Origin of the sequence: Leifsonia sp. 71-9 (genome assembly GCF_001898805.1) — a bacterium.
GTDB lineage: Bacteria > Actinomycetota > Actinomycetes > Actinomycetales > Microbacteriaceae > Leifsonia.
The window spans coordinates 23,614-39,210 of record NZ_MKVJ01000004.1; the positions used below are offsets into that span (position 1 = coordinate 23,614).

Annotated in this window: 16 protein-coding genes; 10 read left to right on the forward strand and 6 right to left on the reverse strand. The window is 70.8% G+C overall.

Annotated features, from left to right (window positions below):
- Nucleotides 1–2: 2 nt before the first annotated feature.
- Both BGO91_RS03770 and BGO91_RS03775 read left to right on the forward strand, forming a co-directional pair.
- The gene (locus tag BGO91_RS03770) at nucleotides 3–1,484 is read left to right on the forward strand and encodes a GH1 family beta-glucosidase (RefSeq protein ID WP_290471539.1); all 1,482 of its coding nucleotides are present in this window, start codon (nucleotides 3–5) and stop codon (nucleotides 1,482–1,484) included.
- A gap of 27 nt (nucleotides 1,485–1,511) precedes the next feature.
- Complete coding sequence (locus BGO91_RS03775) at nucleotides 1,512–2,534, forward strand: LacI family DNA-binding transcriptional regulator (RefSeq protein WP_290471540.1); 1,023 nt, start codon at nucleotides 1,512–1,514, stop codon at nucleotides 2,532–2,534.
- 229 nt (nucleotides 2,535–2,763) lie between these two features.
- Here BGO91_RS03775 and BGO91_RS03780 read toward each other — a convergent pair whose 3' ends face one another.
- Genes BGO91_RS03780 through BGO91_RS03790 form a run of 3 tightly spaced genes read right to left on the reverse strand, consistent with a single transcriptional unit; the run spans nucleotide 2,764 to nucleotide 6,103 of the window.
- Entirely contained in the window at nucleotides 2,764–3,684 is a 921-nt protein-coding gene (locus BGO91_RS03780; RefSeq protein WP_290471541.1) for a ribokinase, read from the reverse strand.
- Nucleotides 3,681–5,123, reverse strand: coding sequence for an MFS transporter (locus BGO91_RS03785; RefSeq protein ID WP_290471542.1), 1,443 nt, complete (start codon nucleotides 5,121–5,123; stop codon nucleotides 3,681–3,683). The genes BGO91_RS03780 and BGO91_RS03785 overlap by 4 nt, the downstream gene beginning before the upstream one ends.
- On the reverse strand, nucleotides 5,120–6,103 hold the full coding sequence (locus tag BGO91_RS03790; protein ID WP_290471543.1) for a nucleoside hydrolase: 984 nt from the start codon (nucleotides 6,101–6,103) through the stop codon (nucleotides 5,120–5,122). Before BGO91_RS03790 ends, BGO91_RS03785 begins: the two co-directional genes overlap by 4 nt.
- Nucleotides 6,104–6,205: 102 nt before the next feature.
- Between BGO91_RS03790 and BGO91_RS03795 the strand changes: the two genes are divergently transcribed.
- Nucleotides 6,206–7,252 carry a LacI family DNA-binding transcriptional regulator gene (locus tag BGO91_RS03795; RefSeq protein WP_290471544.1) on the forward strand — a complete coding sequence of 349 codons (1,047 nt, stop codon included), beginning with the start codon at nucleotides 6,206–6,208 and terminating at the stop codon, nucleotides 7,250–7,252.
- Between the two features lie 298 nt (nucleotides 7,253–7,550).
- Here BGO91_RS03795 and BGO91_RS03800 read toward each other — a convergent pair whose 3' ends face one another.
- Nucleotides 7,551–8,381, reverse strand: coding sequence for a phosphatase PAP2 family protein (locus BGO91_RS03800; protein ID WP_290471545.1), 831 nt, complete (start codon nucleotides 8,379–8,381; stop codon nucleotides 7,551–7,553).
- A gap of 84 nt (nucleotides 8,382–8,465) precedes the next feature.
- Between BGO91_RS03800 and BGO91_RS03805 the strand changes: the two genes are divergently transcribed.
- Together BGO91_RS03805 and BGO91_RS03810 are read left to right on the forward strand one after the other, a co-directional pair.
- A complete protein-coding gene (locus tag BGO91_RS03805) occupies nucleotides 8,466–9,236 on the forward strand; it encodes a helix-turn-helix transcriptional regulator (RefSeq protein ID WP_290471546.1) in 771 nt (256 codons plus the stop codon).
- 63 nt (nucleotides 9,237–9,299) lie between these two features.
- Complete coding sequence (locus tag BGO91_RS03810; protein WP_290471547.1) at nucleotides 9,300–10,148, forward strand: sulfite exporter TauE/SafE family protein; 849 nt, start codon at nucleotides 9,300–9,302, stop codon at nucleotides 10,146–10,148.
- A gap of 2 nt (nucleotides 10,149–10,150) precedes the next feature.
- On the opposite strand, the gene BGO91_RS03815 is transcribed toward BGO91_RS03810, so the two are convergent.
- Nucleotides 10,151–11,050 carry a site-specific DNA-methyltransferase gene (locus tag BGO91_RS03815; RefSeq protein ID WP_290471548.1) on the reverse strand — a complete coding sequence of 300 codons (900 nt, stop codon included), beginning with the start codon at nucleotides 11,048–11,050 and terminating at the stop codon, nucleotides 10,151–10,153.
- Between the two features lie 198 nt (nucleotides 11,051–11,248).
- On the opposite strand from BGO91_RS03815, the gene BGO91_RS03820 reads away from it, so the two are divergent.
- From BGO91_RS03820 to BGO91_RS03840, 5 genes are all read left to right on the forward strand, one after another.
- Complete coding sequence (locus BGO91_RS03820; protein ID WP_290471549.1) at nucleotides 11,249–11,545, forward strand: hypothetical protein; 297 nt, start codon at nucleotides 11,249–11,251, stop codon at nucleotides 11,543–11,545.
- Nucleotides 11,546–11,549: 4 nt separating this feature from the next.
- Nucleotides 11,550–13,535, forward strand: coding sequence for an alpha/beta hydrolase (locus BGO91_RS03825; RefSeq protein ID WP_290471550.1), 1,986 nt, complete (start codon nucleotides 11,550–11,552; stop codon nucleotides 13,533–13,535).
- The gene (locus BGO91_RS03830) at nucleotides 13,532–14,245 is read left to right on the forward strand and encodes a hypothetical protein (protein ID WP_290471551.1); all 714 of its coding nucleotides are present in this window, start codon (nucleotides 13,532–13,534) and stop codon (nucleotides 14,243–14,245) included. The genes BGO91_RS03825 and BGO91_RS03830 overlap by 4 nt, the downstream gene beginning before the upstream one ends.
- Before the next feature lie 18 nt (nucleotides 14,246–14,263).
- Nucleotides 14,264–14,965 (forward strand): hypothetical protein, encoded by a 702-nt coding sequence (locus BGO91_RS03835; protein ID WP_290471552.1) that lies wholly within the window; start codon nucleotides 14,264–14,266, stop codon nucleotides 14,963–14,965.
- Between the two features lie 126 nt (nucleotides 14,966–15,091).
- Entirely contained in the window at nucleotides 15,092–15,376 is a 285-nt protein-coding gene (locus BGO91_RS03840) for a GNAT family N-acetyltransferase (RefSeq protein WP_366925288.1), read from the forward strand.
- Here the strand turns inward: BGO91_RS03840 and BGO91_RS03845 are convergent.
- The coding region (locus tag BGO91_RS03845; protein ID WP_290471554.1) for a hypothetical protein at nucleotides 15,336–15,597 on the reverse strand (262 nt) is incomplete at its 5' end. The two genes, BGO91_RS03840 and BGO91_RS03845, sit on opposite strands and share 41 nt — an antisense overlap.

Here is a 15,597-nt window from a genome sequence, read left to right on the forward strand (position 1 = left end):
GAATGACCGACAACCGTTGGCCCGACGGCTTCCTGTGGGGCTCCGCCACCGCCGCCGCGCAGATCGAGGGCGCCGCCCACGAGGACGGCAAGGAGGACTCCATCTGGGACGCCTTCGCCCGGGTGCCGAACGCGATCGCCGGCGGCGACACCCCGGAACGCGCCGTCGACCACTACCACCGCATGCCGGAGGACGTCGCGCTGATGGCCTCCCTCGGCCTCCAGTCGTACCGCTTCTCGACCTCCTGGGCGCGCATCGTTCCCGGCGACCGCGCGGTGAACCCGGCCGGACTCGACTTCTACAGCCGCCTCGTCGACGAGCTGCTCGGCGCGGGCATCCTCCCGTGGCTGACGCTCTACCACTGGGACCTGCCGCAGGCGCTGGAGGAGAAAGGAGGCTGGGCGAACCGCGACACGGCCTACCGCTTCCGCGACTACGCCGTGGCAGTCTACGACGCGCTCGGCGACCGGGTCGACCACTGGACGACGTTCAACGAGCCGCTGTGCTCCTCCCTCATCGGCTACGCCGCGGGCGAGCACGCACCGGGCCGCCGCGAGCCCGATGCCGCACTGGCCGCCCTGCACCACCAGCACCTGGCGCACGGCCTCGCCGCCCACGCCATCCGCGAGCGAGCGACCATCGCATCGGTCGGCGCTGGGAGCGACTCCGGGCGGCTGGACCGCCTGCGCCTCGGCATCACGCTCAACCTCACCACGGCCGTGCCGAACGACCCGAGCGACCCCGTCGACCTCGACGCCGCGCGCCGCATCGACGGGCTCTGGAACCGGATGTACCTCGAGCCGCTGCTGCTCGGCGCCTACCCGACCGACGTGCTCGACGACCTGCGCGAGCATCGGTTCGAGGCGCTCGTGCACGACGGCGACCTGGAGACGATCGCCCAGCCGATCGACTTCCTCGGCGTGAACCACTACCACGACGACAACGTCAGCGGACATCCCCTGCCCGTCGACGCCCCGCCCGCCGTGGTGCCCACCGACAGCCCGAAAGCGTCGCCCTTCGTCGGCAGCGAGTTCGTCACCTTCCCGTCGCGCCACCTGCCGACCACGGCGATGGGCTGGGAGGTCAACCCCGACGGCCTGCGCGCCCTGCTCGTGCGCCTCACCGCCGACTACCCCACCCTCCCGCCGCTCTACATCACCGAGAACGGCGCCTCCTACGACGATGCGACCGACCCGGACGGACGCATCCTCGACTCGGAGCGCGAAGCGTACATCCTCGCCCACATCGACGCGGTGCGCGCGGCGATCGACGAGGGGGCCGACGTGCGCGGCTACTTCGTGTGGTCGCTGCTCGACAACTTCGAGTGGGCGTGGGGCTACGAGAAGCGCTTCGGGATCGTGTCGGTCGACTACGACACGCAGGTGCGCACCGTGAAGGAGTCGGGCCACGCGTTCGCCCGTCTCATCGCCGACGCGCGTGCGGCGGAGTCGTCGGACGTCGGCGCGGCGGCGGCGCGCGCTTAGCATGGACGACGGACGAGAAGGAGACCGATGACCACGGATTCGGTGGACGCCGTGGCCGTGCCCACCCTGGAAGCGGTGGCGGCACGCGCCGGAGTCTCGCGCGCCACGGTCTCGCGCGTCGTCAACGGGTCGACGAAGGTCACCCCCGAGGTCGTCGCCGCGGTGACCGCCGCCATCGCCGACCTCAACTACGTGCCGAACCGCGCCGCACGCTCGCTGGCCTCCCGCCGCACCCAGGTGATCGCGCTGGTCGTGCCGGAGTCGACGGCCAAGGTGTTCGCCGACCCGTTCTTCGCCTCCATCGTGCAGGGCGTCGCGCTCAGCCTCGCCGACACCGAGTACACGCTCAACATGGTCATCTCGTCCGAGACCAACCCCGACAAGACCCGGCGCTACCTCATGGGCGGCAACGTGGACGGCGCGCTCGTCGTGTCGCACCACTCCGGCGACCACTCGTACGTGGAGCTCGGCGCCTCCCTCCCGATCGTCTTCGGCGGCCGGCCGGTCGGCGACGAGACCGGGGAGTCGTACTTCGTCGACGTGGACAACGTGTCCGGGTCGGCGGGCGCGACCGAGCACCTCATCTCGCGCGGACGGCGCAACATCGCCCTCATCACCGGCCCGCAGGACATGCCCGCCGGCCTCGACCGGCTGACCGGCTGGCGCCGGGCACTCGACGCGCACGGGCTCGACGCCTCCCTCGTGGAGCTCGGCGACTTCTCCCCGCTCTCGGGCAAGGAGGCCATGCGCCGCCTGCTCGCCCGCGGCGTGCCCATCGACGGGCTGTTCGCCGCGAACGACCAGATGGCCGCCGGCGCCTACTCGGCGATCCGGGAGGCGGGCCTCCGCATCCCGGACGACATCGCCGTGGTCGGGTACGACGACGACAACTTCGGCATCACCGCCGCACCCCCGCTCACGACCGTGCACCAGCCGTCGATCGGCCTCGGCGAGGCCATGGCGCAGGTGCTGGTGCGCCGCATCGCGGGCGAGCCCGCCGAGCGCGTGACGCTGCTCCCGACCGAGCTCGTCGTCCGCGAGTCGACCTGACGCCCCGGTTGCTGTCGCACATTCGTGACGAATGTGGAGTTAGCGCGCCGCTTTCACGACATTCGTGCCGAATGTGCGCGGCGGTTCGCGACGCGTGACGTCCCCCCTCGCCTCGCCGCGCCTCGCCCCGTCGCGGGCGAGAGCGCTGAGGATTCGTGCCGAATGTGGAGTTAGCGCGCCGCTTTCACGACATTCGGCACGAATGTCGCGAAAGAGGCGGCGGCGGGGGTCAGCGCAGGAACGCGGCGAGCTCGGCGGGGGTCGGGTAGGAGGCCTGGGCTCCGGCGCGGGAGGCGGCGAACGCGCCGACCCCGACCGCGAAGCGGGCCGCGTCGAGCAGGGCGTCGCCGTCGGCGAGGCGGAGGAGCAGCGCGCCCATGAAGGCGTCGCCGGCGCCGGTCGTGTCGACCGCATCCACGCGCACGGCGGGCACAGCAGTCGGCTCGCTGTCGCCGTCGACGACCACGCAGCCGTCGGCTCCCCGCGTCACGACGGCGCGGTGCACGCCGAGCGCGGCCAGGCCGTCGCGCAGTGCGTCGGGCGTCGCGTCCTCGGCGACGCCGAGCAGCGCGGCGGCCTCTCCCTCGTTGACGAGGAGGACGTCCACCAGGGGCAGCAGCTCGCGCGCACTGTCGCGGAACGGGGAGGGGTTCAGCACGACCGCGAGCCCGGCGGCACGAGCGCGCTCGGCGGCATCCACCACCACCGGCTCCGGCACCTCGAGACAGAGCCCGAGGACGGAAGCGCCCGCAAGCACGGCGTCGTCGAGATCGTCGGGAGTCAGCGTCCCGTTGGCGCCGGGCGAGACCACGATCGTGTTCTCGCCGTGGGCGTCGACGGTGATGAGCGCGGTCCCGGTCGCCACGCCGTCGCGCACGGCGACCGACGAGACGTCGACCCCGGAGTCGGCGACGGCCGAGCGGAGGAGCTCGCCGTGCGCGTCCGCGCCGACCGCGCCGACGAGCGTCACCGCACCGCCGAGGCGTCCGGCCGCGACGGCCTGGTTCGCGCCCTTGCCGCCGGCGCCCGTCGAGAGATCGCCTCCCGAGACGGTCTCGCCCGGCTTCGGGAAGGCGGCGGTCTGCACGACGAGGTCGGCGTTCAGCGAGCCGACGACGACGATGCGGCCGGCGGCCGGTGCGCTGCTCATCGGGAGGCCGCCGTGGCGGTGACCTCGGCCGAGTCCGGGCGGGGAATCAGGAACGACACCGCGAGGGCGACGGCGGTGATGGCGGCTCCGAGCATCATTCCGGCAGAGTATCCGGTCGTGGAGTCGGGCGCCGCCGAGGTCGCGACCTGCAGCGCGGGCAGGAGGGCGAAGCTCAGGCCGGCGCCGAGGTTGAATGCGCCGGCGTTGAGGCCGGGGAGGAAGCCCGGGTTCTCGGCCGGCGACAGCACGATCCCGAGCCCGTTGAGCATGATGTTGCCGATGCCGGCGTAGCCGATCCCGATCACGACGGTGGTCGCGATCAGCACGGGCAGCGAGTGCACACCGACGAACGCCATCACGACGGTCGCGACGATCGTGCCCGAGAGGCCGATGCGCAGGATGCGGCGGTAGCCGAGCACGGGCGCGAGCCGCCCGGCCAGCGGGCCGACGATCCAGCCGACCAGCGCGTACGGGGTGAGGAAGGCCAGCGAGGCCAGGTCGGGCGCCATCCCGAAGCCCGCGTCCGCGTTCTGCGCGAGGGAGGTCACCAGGCCGTTCACGACGGCGAACACACCGGTCATCGTGAGCAGGGTGGTCGCGAGCAGCGCCCAGGTGGCGCGACGGCGCAGCAGCGGGGTCGGGACGAGCGGCTGCGCGACCCGGTTCTCCACCCGCCAGAAGATCGCGAAGGAGACGACGGCGACGGCGAGCGACAGCCCGACGAGCACCCAGTTCGCTGCGGCGAGACGGCCCGCCTCGTTGAGGCCGGTGAGCAGCGCGCCGATCGAGACGACCAGCGGGAGCACGCCCCACCAGTCCATCCGCACGCCCTCGGAGGGCCGGGACTCGGCGCCCCAGACGAACACCATGACCAGCGCGACGACGGTGACGACCGCGATCGCCCAGAAGACGGAGCGGAAGCCGAACGTCGTGGCGAGCCAGCCGCCGGCGATCGCGTCGATGCCGGCGATGCCGCCGTTGACCGCGGTGAGGAGGCCCATCGCCGCGCCGTACTTGCGCGGATCGGAGATCTCGGCGCGCAGCATGAGCAGGCAGATGGGGACGACCGGGCCGGTGACGCCCTGGATGAGGCGGCCGGCGAACAGCATCCCCACGTTCAGCGCGAGGGCGGCGACCACGCTGCCGATCAGCATGACGGCGAGCATCGCGAGCAGCACCCGCTTGCGGCCGACGATGTCGCTCAGCCGCGGGAGGAACAGCGAGAACAGCGCCGCGATGGTGAAGAAGAGGGTCTGCGAGAGGCCGATGGTGGCCTCGTCGGTGTGCAGCTCGTGCGACATGGTGACGAGCACCGGGCTCAGCATGCTGGCGTTGAGCTGGAACGCCACGCAGGCGGCGAGCAGGGCCGCGGTCAGCGCGGCGATGCGGACGGGACGCCCGGTGGGCGTCGAGACCGGGGTGGGGGCGGTGGCGCTCACGCGGCGGCGCCTGCGGTCGTGCCCGCGACGTCCGAGGCATCCATGGGGTCGCCGATGCGCTCGAGGGCGTCGACGACGAGGTCCCAGAAGCCGGTGTGGTCGAGCTCCATCGCGGCCCAGGTCGGGCAGTCGGCGGGGGCGGACGAACGGAGGTCGGCGACGGTCATCCCCGTCGTCAGGCGGCCCTGCGTCTCGATGGCGATCGGCATCTGCACCGCGCGCACGACGGTCGGGTCGATCACGTACGCGACGGCGACCGGGTCGTGGACGGGCGGGCTGTCGAAGCCCTGCACGTCGGCGTAGGTGCGGCCGAAGAACTCGAGCAGCTCGCCGACGAAGCGCGCCGGCGCGGTGCCGATCCCGGCGATGCGGGCGGCGACCTCCGGGGTCGCGAGCGCCTGGTGCGTGACGTCGAGGCCGCACATGACGACCTTCCAGCCCGCGCTGAAGACGATGTCGGCGGCCTCCGGGTCGATGACGATGTTGAACTCGGCGACCGGGCTCCAGTTGCCGACGTGCACGCCGCCGCCCATGAGCACGACCTGCTTGACGCGCTCGACCAGGCGGGGCTCCTGCCGCACGGCGAGCGCGATGTTGGTCAGCGCACCCGTCGGGACGAGGGTGACCGTGCCGGGCTCGTGCGCCATGACCGTGTCGATGATGAGCTGGACCGCGTGGCGGCCGTCGAGCTCGAACGACGGCTCGGGGAGCTCGGGCCCGTCGAGGCCGGACTCGCCGTGGATGCTGGGGGCGACCTCCACGGGACGCGTCAGCGGGCGGTCGGCGCCGGCCGCGAACGGCACGCCCACGATCCCGGCGACGCGTGCCACGGCGAGCGCGTTGCGGGTCACCTTCTCGAGGGTCTGGTTGCCAGCCACGGTGGTGACCGCGAGCAGGTCGATGTCGGGATTGCCGTGAGCGAGCATGAGCGCGATCGCGTCGTCATGCCCCGGGTCGCAGTCCAGGATGATCTTCTCCATGGGGAGCCTTCCGCTTCGTCGGGGACGTCAAACGCTTGACACTGTAAGCGTAAAGCGCTTGACGCCGCAAACCCGCGAGCAGTCACCGATACGATCGAGAGCATGTCCACGCTCCCGCCCGCGCCCCGACGGGTGACCGCCGCGATGGTCGCGGAGCGGGCCGGGACGAGCATCGCGACCGTCTCCCTCGTGGTCAACGGCAAAGCGCGCGGACGCATCTCCGACGAGAACGCCGCGCGGGTGCTCGCCGCGGTCGCCGAGCTCGGCTACGTGGTCGACGGCACCGCGAGCGCGCTGGCCCGCGGGACGAGCGACATCGTCGTGCTGATCGCTCCCGACCTCCCGAACCCGTTCTTCGGCCGCGTGATCAAGGGCGTGCAGGAGGAGCTCGGCTCCCGCTACCAGCTGCTGCTCTCCGCCGCCGCGAGCGGTGCGCAGCCCAACGCGACCGACGTGCGGCGGCTCTCGTCCCTGCGCCCCGCCGGCCTCCTCGTCTCCGCGCCCGGGCCCGACTTCCTCGACGACCTGCCCGCCGGCACGCCGCTCGTGCTGCTGGACGCTCCCGGACTCGAGTCGCGCGCCGCCGTCGTCAACTACGATCTGGCGCCCGGGGTGGAGCAGCTCGCGCAGCACCTCGCGGAGCGCGGCCACCGCGTCATCGGCTACCTCGACGGCGCGACGCCCGCCGCCACCTACCTGCTGCGCCGCGAACTGCTGCGGGAGGCGGCCGCCCGGCACGGGATGACGCTGCTGGCCTCGCCGGACGTCCGCAGCGGCCCCGACCTCGCCGAGGCCGCCGCCGCGACCCTCGAGGCGCTGCCCGCGTGGCGTGCGGCCGGAGCGACCGCCATCGTCGCCGCCGCCGACACGCTGGCCCACGGCGTTCTCGCCGCCTGCGCGCAGGCCGGGGTGCGCGTGCCGCAGGATATGGCGGTCGCCGGTTTCGACGACCTCCCCGCGTCCGCCGTCACCGCACCCAGCCTCACGAGCGTGGCCCTGCCCGGCGACGCGCTGGGCCGCGCGGCCGCCCACCGGCTGCTCGCGCTCGTCGCGCCCGCCGATGCGGGCGACGACGCGGGCGGCGACGCGGCCTCCGAGGAAGCCCCCGTCCCGCTCACCGCGACCCTCACCGTCCGCGCCTCCACCTGACGCGCACCGCCTCCCCCGATTTGTGCCAAATGCGGGGAATGGGGGCGCTATTCGCGACATTTGGCACAAATCCCGGCGCATGGGAGGCGGTGGCGGCGACGTCGCCGACGCGGCGGGAGCACGGCGACGCGGGGGCGCGACCCCGGAGCGCGACGACGCGGCACGGCGACATTTGTGCCGAATGTGAGGAATGGGGGCGCTATTCGCGACATTTGGCACGAATGTCGCGAGGGGGGCGCGGCGGCAGCGCGGCAGGGGCAGCGCGGTAGCGGCAGCGCCGCCGGCAGCGCCGCCGCCGCTACGGCAGCGCGCGGTAGACGCGGTTGCCGAGCGCGGCGAGGAGCAGGCCCGAGGCGACGATGGCGGCGACGCCGCCGGCGTAGGCGATGAAGAGGTGGGACGACCCGTCCTGCGCCGAGAAGTACGTGACGAGCAGCGACACCAGGGCGCCGATCGCGCAGACCCCCGCGATCCACACCAGCGGCCAGAGTTTCGTGCGCACGGGCGGGTCGGCCGGGCGCAGGCGCAGTCCGCTCAGGACGAGGCCGGCGATGCATCCCCAGAAGGCGACGACCAGCATCCCGGCGATGACGTCGCTCGGCCGGTGCCATTGCTCGACGAGGGTGGAGGCTCCCGCCGCGATCGTGAACACGGCCCCGACCACCGCGGCGAGCGGCCGGTAGCGCGGCGAGGCGACGAGGAAGACGACCAAGGCCGCCGAGGCCGCGACGGCCGTGTGGCCGGAGGGGAGCGAGTTCGAGAGTCCCGCATCCACGCCCTTCTCGGGTCGAGACAGGATGGAGTACTTCAGCACCTGCGTGCTGACGTTCGCGCCGATGGCCGCGCCGACGGCCACCGCGAACACCAGCCAGTTGCGGCGCACGAGCACGACGACCAGCGCGATCGCGGCGCCGATGAAGACGGCGGCGACGGGCAGCGCGTTGAGGAAGGTGTGGGCGAAGTCGATCAGGTCGCCCTTCCACGCGTCGGCGCCGGCGAAGGCGCGCTCGTCGATCACCTGGCCGACGTAGCTGCGCACGAAGAGCAGGTAGACGCCCGTGAAGACGAGGGCGGTCCCGATCGCTCCCCACAGGAAGGGCAGGGCTCGCAGGACCGGTCGCATAGTCATCAACCCTTCCACACGCTCCTCGGAAATCTCCGGACAGCGGCCGGGAAGGCGCCGGTCGGGAGTGTCCGCCGCTAGCCTGGTCCCGTGCGCAACGTCCCGATCGACGCGCTGGATCACCTGCCCGTCGACGTGCTCCCCGTGGGCACCGACTATCCGCCCGACCATCTGCTCGCGCGTCACCACCACCGTCGCGCGCAGCTGCTCTACGGTGCCAGCGGTGTGATGCAGGTCGTCACCGACGAGGGCTCGTGGACGGTGCCGACCGACCGTGCCGTGCTCATCCCGCCGGGCGTCGGCCACGAGGTGCTCATGCGCGGGGTGTCGACGTGGAGCCTCTACATCGAGCCGGACGCCGTGCCGTGGTGGCCGGCGGTCTGCACGGTGGTGGAGGTGGGGCCCCTGCTGCGGGAGCTGCTCCGCGCCGCCAACGAGCTGGAGGCCGACTACGACACGGCGGGACGCGACGGGACGCTCGTGCGGCTGGCGCTCGACGAGCTGCAGCGGGTCTCCCCCGCCCCGTTCGCGATCACACTGCCCCGGGACGAGCCCTTCCGGACGCTCTGCCGCGAGTACCTCGCCGCACCGGATGCCGGGGTGACGAACGCACTGTGGGCCCAGCGGGTCGCGATGAGCGGACGGAGCTTCGACCGGCATTTCCGGGCGGCGACCGGCACCGGGCCGGCGACGTGGCGATCCCGCGCGCGGCTGCTCGCGAGCCTCCCGTTGCTGCAGACGCAGAGCGTGACCAGTGTCGCCGGGCGGCTGGGCTACGCGTCGCCGGCGGCGTTCACCGCCGCGTTCACGCGGGCGTTCGGCGCTCCCCCGTCGCGGTTCGGCTCAGCGGCGATTGGCTGACCCTCAAAAGCATCGGACGCAACTGCGATTGCTTGCCAACTCGGTCCGGGATGGGATGGACGGGTGCCCTTCCTCATCCTCGCCCTCATCGGTCTCGCGGTCGGCGTGACCACCGTCCTCTTCGGTTTCGGCGGCGGCTTCGTCACTGTGCCGGTCATCACCATCGCCGACCTGGCGCTCGGCGACGACGCGGTGCGCGTGGCGACCGCGACCTCCGCCCTGGTCATGCTGGTCAACGCCGTCGTCGCGACCGTCTCGACGCGACGGGAGGTCCTGAGCCGCCTCTCAGGACGATGGGCACTGTTCGCACTGCTCGCCGCGGGCGGGGCCATCGGCGCGGGGGTGGCCCGGGTCGCGCCGGACGCGATCATCCGCTGGGGCTTCGTCGTCTACATCGGGGCGACGATCGTGGACCTGGTGGTGCGCCCGGGATTCCTCCGGCCCGCGCCGGCGACTAAGACGGTCGTGGCCGGCAGCGGTCCTGGCGCGACGGCGACCACGACGGTCGTGGCCGGTACCGGCCCTTCCGCGGCGGGACTGCCGACCTGGCTCGGCCTCCCGATCGGCTCGGTCGCCGCTTTTCTCGGCGTGGGCGGGAGCGTGATGACCGTGCCCCTGATGCGTCGCGCCGGATCGCCGATGCCGATCGCCACCTCCCTCGCCAACCCGCTCACACTCGCGATCGTCGCGCCCGCGCTGGCTGTCTCGCTGCTCCTCCGCGGAGCAGTCCCGCCGACGCCGGGGCTCGTCGGCTCGGTGGACGTGCTCGCCGCCGTCGCCCTGCTGCTCGGCTCGATCCCGGTGGTCGTGCTGCTGCGCCGCCGGCCGCCGCGCATCCCGGACGGCGTGCACGCGTGGTCGTACGTGGCCCTGCTCGCCGCGGCCGGGATCACCGTCGCCGCGGCGGGATGACGTCAGCCGACGAAGCGGACGTCGCGCTCGTCGCGGGCGAAGCGCTCGCGCATGACCGCGACCGCCTCCGGGTTGCTGTCGACGAGCAGGAAGCGCCGGCCGAGCGCCGCCGCGACCGCGCCCGTCGTCCCGCTGCCCGCGAAGAAGTCGAGCACCCAGTCGCCCTCGCGGCTCGACGCCTGCACGATGCGGCGGAGCACACCCTCCGGCTTCTGGGTCGGGTAGCCGGTCTTCTCCCGGCCTGTCGGCGACACGATGGTGTGCCACCACACGTCGGTCGGCAGCTTGCCGAGCTCGGCCTTCTCGGGCGTCACCAGTCCCGGAGCCATGTAGGGCTCGCGGTCGACGGCGGAGGAGTCGAAGAAGTACGCGGACGGGTTCTTCACGTACACGAGGATGGTGTCGTGCTTGGCCGGCCAGCGCGTCTTCGACTTGGCGCCGTAGTCGTACGCCCAGACGATCTCGTTGAGGAAGCTCTCCCGGCCGAACAGCGCGTCGAGCAGCACCTTGGCGTAGTGCGACTCCCGGTAGTCGAGGTGGAGGTAGAGCGTCCCGTCGTCGGCGAGCACCCGCCACGCCTCGATCAGCCGCGGCTCGAGGAACTCCCAGTAGTCCTCGAACCGGTCGTCGTAGCTCAGGAGGTCGCCCTTGATCCGCTCGTAGCTGCGGCCCTTGAAACCGATCACGCTGCCGCCCGCGCCGGGCTCCGACCGCTTCGACGTCATCGCGCGCCGCGCCTGCGACCGCCCGGTGTTGAAGGGCGGGTCGAGGTAGATCAGCCGGAACGACTCGTCCGGCAGGGCGGCGATCACGTCGAGGTTGTCGGCGTGCACGACGGTGCTCGGTGCGGCGGGATGCCACAGAGGCGCCACGGCGTCGGCGGCGGGGACGGTCTCGAGCATGGGTCCATTCTCGCAGCGCGGCAGCGCGACCGAGGCTCTCCCAGAGTGAGGTGACGACATACGTGGCGATGTTCGGGAGCCGCGCTCGATGCGACGAAGTCGAACACCGCGTCGGCGCCTCGGCATCGATCGGGCACTTTCTGCGAGAGTAATTTGATATTCTCACTTGGAGATTGAGATATCTACCGTGAGGAATCCATGGGCAGGGTGGTAAAGGTCGATGTCGAGCAGTTGCGGGCGGGCGCGAAGGCGTTGAAGAAGAGCGCTTCCGGATCGCGCCCCTCGGCGGACGAGGCCGATGGTTTCGGGTCGTCGGTGGCTCGTGCGGCCGTGAGCAGGTTCGAGGGCTATTGGGTGCGCGGTCAGTCGACGATCGACGAGCTGGTGGTCGGATCGGCCGGTGCGCTGGAACAGGCGGCCGATTCGTATCAGCGACGGGATTCGGAGGATGCCGTGGGCATGCGCGGCGACCGAGGCGGCTTCGATGGGTTCTAGGTGGATGGATTGGTCACCGGTCGGATTCGAGACCGACCCGACGCCGGGCGACAAGGCGATGGTGGAGTCGTTGGTCATCCACCTTCGCACCTGGTCCGCGCGGCTGAAGCACCAGTCGGAGGCGGCGACCCAGGTGTTGGACACGAACCTCGCAACCTCGTCGTGGTCGGGTCTGGCCGCCGACGTATTCTCGGACCGGTTGCGTGCACTGGCCGCCGGGGCGCAGAAAGCGGCCGAGCGGCACAACGACGGAGTCACGGCGGCGACCAGCTGGTCGGCGTCCATGGAACTCGCGCAGGGCGCCGCGGATCAAGCGCTGGAGGACGCCGAGAGTGCCTTGGTCGATCTGGCGACGGCGGAGGCGTCCGCGGCCGCTCTGGGCGTCCAGCACACGGCGCTGTCGTCCGCGTTGAGTGCGCTCGAGCAGGCGTACAACTCGCGCGACAAACCACCCCCGGGATCCTCCGCCCCCTCCCACGGGGACGTGTCGAGCGCGCGTCAGCGTGAGCAGGAAGCCAGCGCCGACCTGGCGAAAGCGCGACGCGCGATCAAGGACGCACAGGAGCGGTTGGACGACGCGATTCACCGGGCCCAGCGAGCGAAGCGCGAGTACGACGCTGCCGCCAAAACGTTCGCCGACGCGTTGGACGCAGCACTGCACGGCGCCCTGGACCCCGTGCCCCAGCCGGAACTGAAGGCATTCGGGTCGGTCATCGCCAAACTGTCCGGGATCTCCCCGTCAGCGAGCGTGAACGCCTCACTGATGTCCACGCTGGGACGGCTCACCCCCGACGAGCTGTCGTTGCTGCTGGCGGAGGACCCGAACCTGGCGCAGCAGTTATGGGAGCATCCGCCGTCCCCGGATCAGGTCGCGAAGTGGTGGTCCAGCCTCGACGACGAAACGAGAGCCGCGTTCGAAGCGGCCGCACCCGGGGTCCTGGGCAACCTGGCAGGGCTGCCGTATGCGGTGAGGAATCGGTGCAATCGGGCTGTCTACGAGGAGGCCCAATCGCGGAAGCACCGCCTGACCCCGGAACAGCAGAAAGTTCTGACCGCTCTCGAAGTCGTGCTAGCCGACCCGTCGGCATCCTTGGTCTGTCTGAACCTGGACGCGTCTGTGCCGATGGTCGCGGTCGGATACGGGGACCTGGATACGGCGGACACGGTGACCTGGGCAGCGCCGGGGATGATGTCGGACGCGGCCGACGCGACCGAGGGGTGGTCTCGGGCGGCGAAGAAGCTGTACGACCAACAGATCGACCTCGACCGCGGTCGGTCTCACGCCGTCGTCGGCTGGTTGGGGTATGACACTCCGGATCTAGCGAGCGTGAATACCCCTGCTTTGGCTCAGGACGGATCGTGGCGATTCGCGAACGAACTGGACGGCACACACGCCACCCGCGCGGCGCACCCCGCGGTGTCGTTCCCCCACGTGTCCGTCGTCGCGCACTCCTACGGGACCACGATGGCGGCGGACGCGTTGATGCACACGAAGTACTCGGTCGACTCATTCACCATGCTCGGGTCGGCGGGAATCGACACTCAGGTGGTGAAGTCGCTGTCGGATCTGCATGTGAAGCAGGCGGGAGGAGTACCCGCGATCTATACGACCTCGGCAGCGGCGGATCTGGTCGCACCGTTCGGTGCCTCGCTGGGTGGGCGTGCGGTGCCGGACTCAGAATCGCTGTGGTCGGCAGGGTCGATCGGAGCCAGAACGTTCCGAGGTCCGTTGAACCCGCCCTCATCGATCGGTGGCGCGCAATCGTTCTCCTCCGATGGCGCCGTGCTCCCCGACGGCGAGGTACTGAAACCAACCAAGGGACACAACGTGTTGGGTGAGACCATCGACGGACCCAACCCCCTCAACTTGCTGGCCCCACCCGAAGGCCACGGCTACCTCGACGAAAAAACCGAGTCGCTGCGAAACACCGGGTACACGACTCTTGGCCTGCCAGAGAAAGTCGTCGGCGGGTTGAGGACTACACGATGAGCAGCGGACGTGTGCTGTCCGTAGCCAGCTGGGTGAAGCTCAGCGGTGCGATGGTCGCGGCCACCATCACCGCTTCGATGCTAGGAGGATGTATGTCAGTTCCCGCTTTGCGTGATCCCGTACCGAATACGCCGGGTGCCCCGCAGAAAACGATCACCGAGCTGCTGGAGCAATGGGCCGACCTCACCAACGTCGCCATCGCCGCCACGGGCGACACTGAGGGTTGGTACCGAGGGGCGATCATCGAACAGAAGCCGTGGGATCCAGGGGCCGAACAGGTCAACCTCGCGCCGTGCGGCACAGTTGGGTCGAAGGAGGCTCACCAGGTGAACGCGAACGTGGCGCATGACCCCTTCGAGTCTGATCCGCATCCGATCGCCGACAAGCTCACCACCTACTGGGAAAGCCAAGGCTTCACCGTCGTTCGGACCGTCGACTGGGCCGACGGAAAGGGCTGGATGGATATCGCGATCCGCGCCGATCGACCTGACGGTGTGCAGTACGGCCTGACTGCGACCACGGAGCTTGTCTCGATCCACGTCTCGACCGAGTGCTCCACCGACCCCTCCATTCAATTGTGGGCGCGCGAGAAGTCGCTGCGCCGAGAGGACATACCGGCTCCGTCGTCGCCGACCTTGCCATCGGCCCACGCAACAGAGGCTGACGGCGCCAGCGCGTCGGATCAAGACGGTGTGTGGTTCGGGTTCTGAATGAGCGGAAGAGGCGGCGTGGCCGTGGCGAGTGTGGTCAAGTTCTCCGGGGTGGCCGTCGCAACCGCTGTCGCCGTCTCGGTGTTAGGAGGATGTATGTCAGTTCCCGCTTTGCGTGATCCCGTACCGAACACGCCGGGTGCCTCGCAGAAGACAATCACGGAGTTGTTGACGCAGTGGGCTGACCTCACGAACGCGGCAATCGCCGCAACGGGCGACACCGACGGCTGGTTCCGGGGTCCACTCCAGAATGGGAAGCCCTGGGATCCGGCGGCCGAAGAGGTAAGCCTGCCGCCGTGCGGGACGGTTGGATCGAAGGCGGCCCACCAAGTGAGCAATGGTGTAACGCATGAGGCGTTCGAGTCTGATCCGCATCCGATCGCCGACAAGCTCACCGCCTACTGGGAGAGCCAAGGCTTCACCGTTGTTCGGACGGTCGACTGGGCCGACGGAAAGGGCTGGATGGATATCGCGATCCGCGCGGATCGACCTGACGGTGTGCGGTACGGCCTCACCGCCACGACGAGAATCGTAGCCATCGACGTCTCGACTGAATCCTCCACCGACCCTTCCATCGATGCGTGGGCGGAGGAGAAGACGAACCGTCGTCTGCGCACCGAGATCCCCGCACCAGCGCCGACCGCATCGCCGTCCGCCGAAACACCGAAGAGTGACGCCGGCGGCGGATCAAACGAGGATGGCGAGTGGTTCGGGTTCTGAGCATCACGCCACGAGCACCGATTTCCGAGCCTCCGGTCCAAGGCACCGGATGAACCCGGTCCCGACCTCTCCCCGATCACGCGTCCAGAAGATCCACCCCGAGGCGACCGGAGTAGCGTGACCTCCATGAGCCTGACGGTGCAGAACGAGCCCGACGCGTCGCGGTACGCCCTCTACAAGGACGGCGAGCGCATCGGTGTCGCCGAGTACGAGCTCCGGGATGACGCGATCGTGTTCACGCACACCGAGGTCGACCCGGAGAAGCGTGAGAAGGGGATGGCGTCGACGCTCGTGCAGACGGCGCTCGACGATGTGCGCGACAACTCCGAGCGACGGGTGATCGCGTCGTGCCCCTATGTGCGGAGCTGGATCAGCGAGCACCCCGGGTACGACGCCCTGCAACGGCGGTAGCCCGCCCGTCGTCGTCGACCGCGCGGCCCTCGGCCCGCTGGCCGTTGCCGTGGGAGCCGACGTCGATCGTGATCTTGCCGCCCTCCCAGACGCCCTTCTCGCCGTCGCCGGGGAGCGGGGCGGGGGCCGGCAGGAACGACTGGCGGTCGAGCTCCTGCTGGGCCTCGTGGCGGGTGGGCGCGAAGATCTCGTCGAACGATCCGCCGATGGCGCCGCTCATC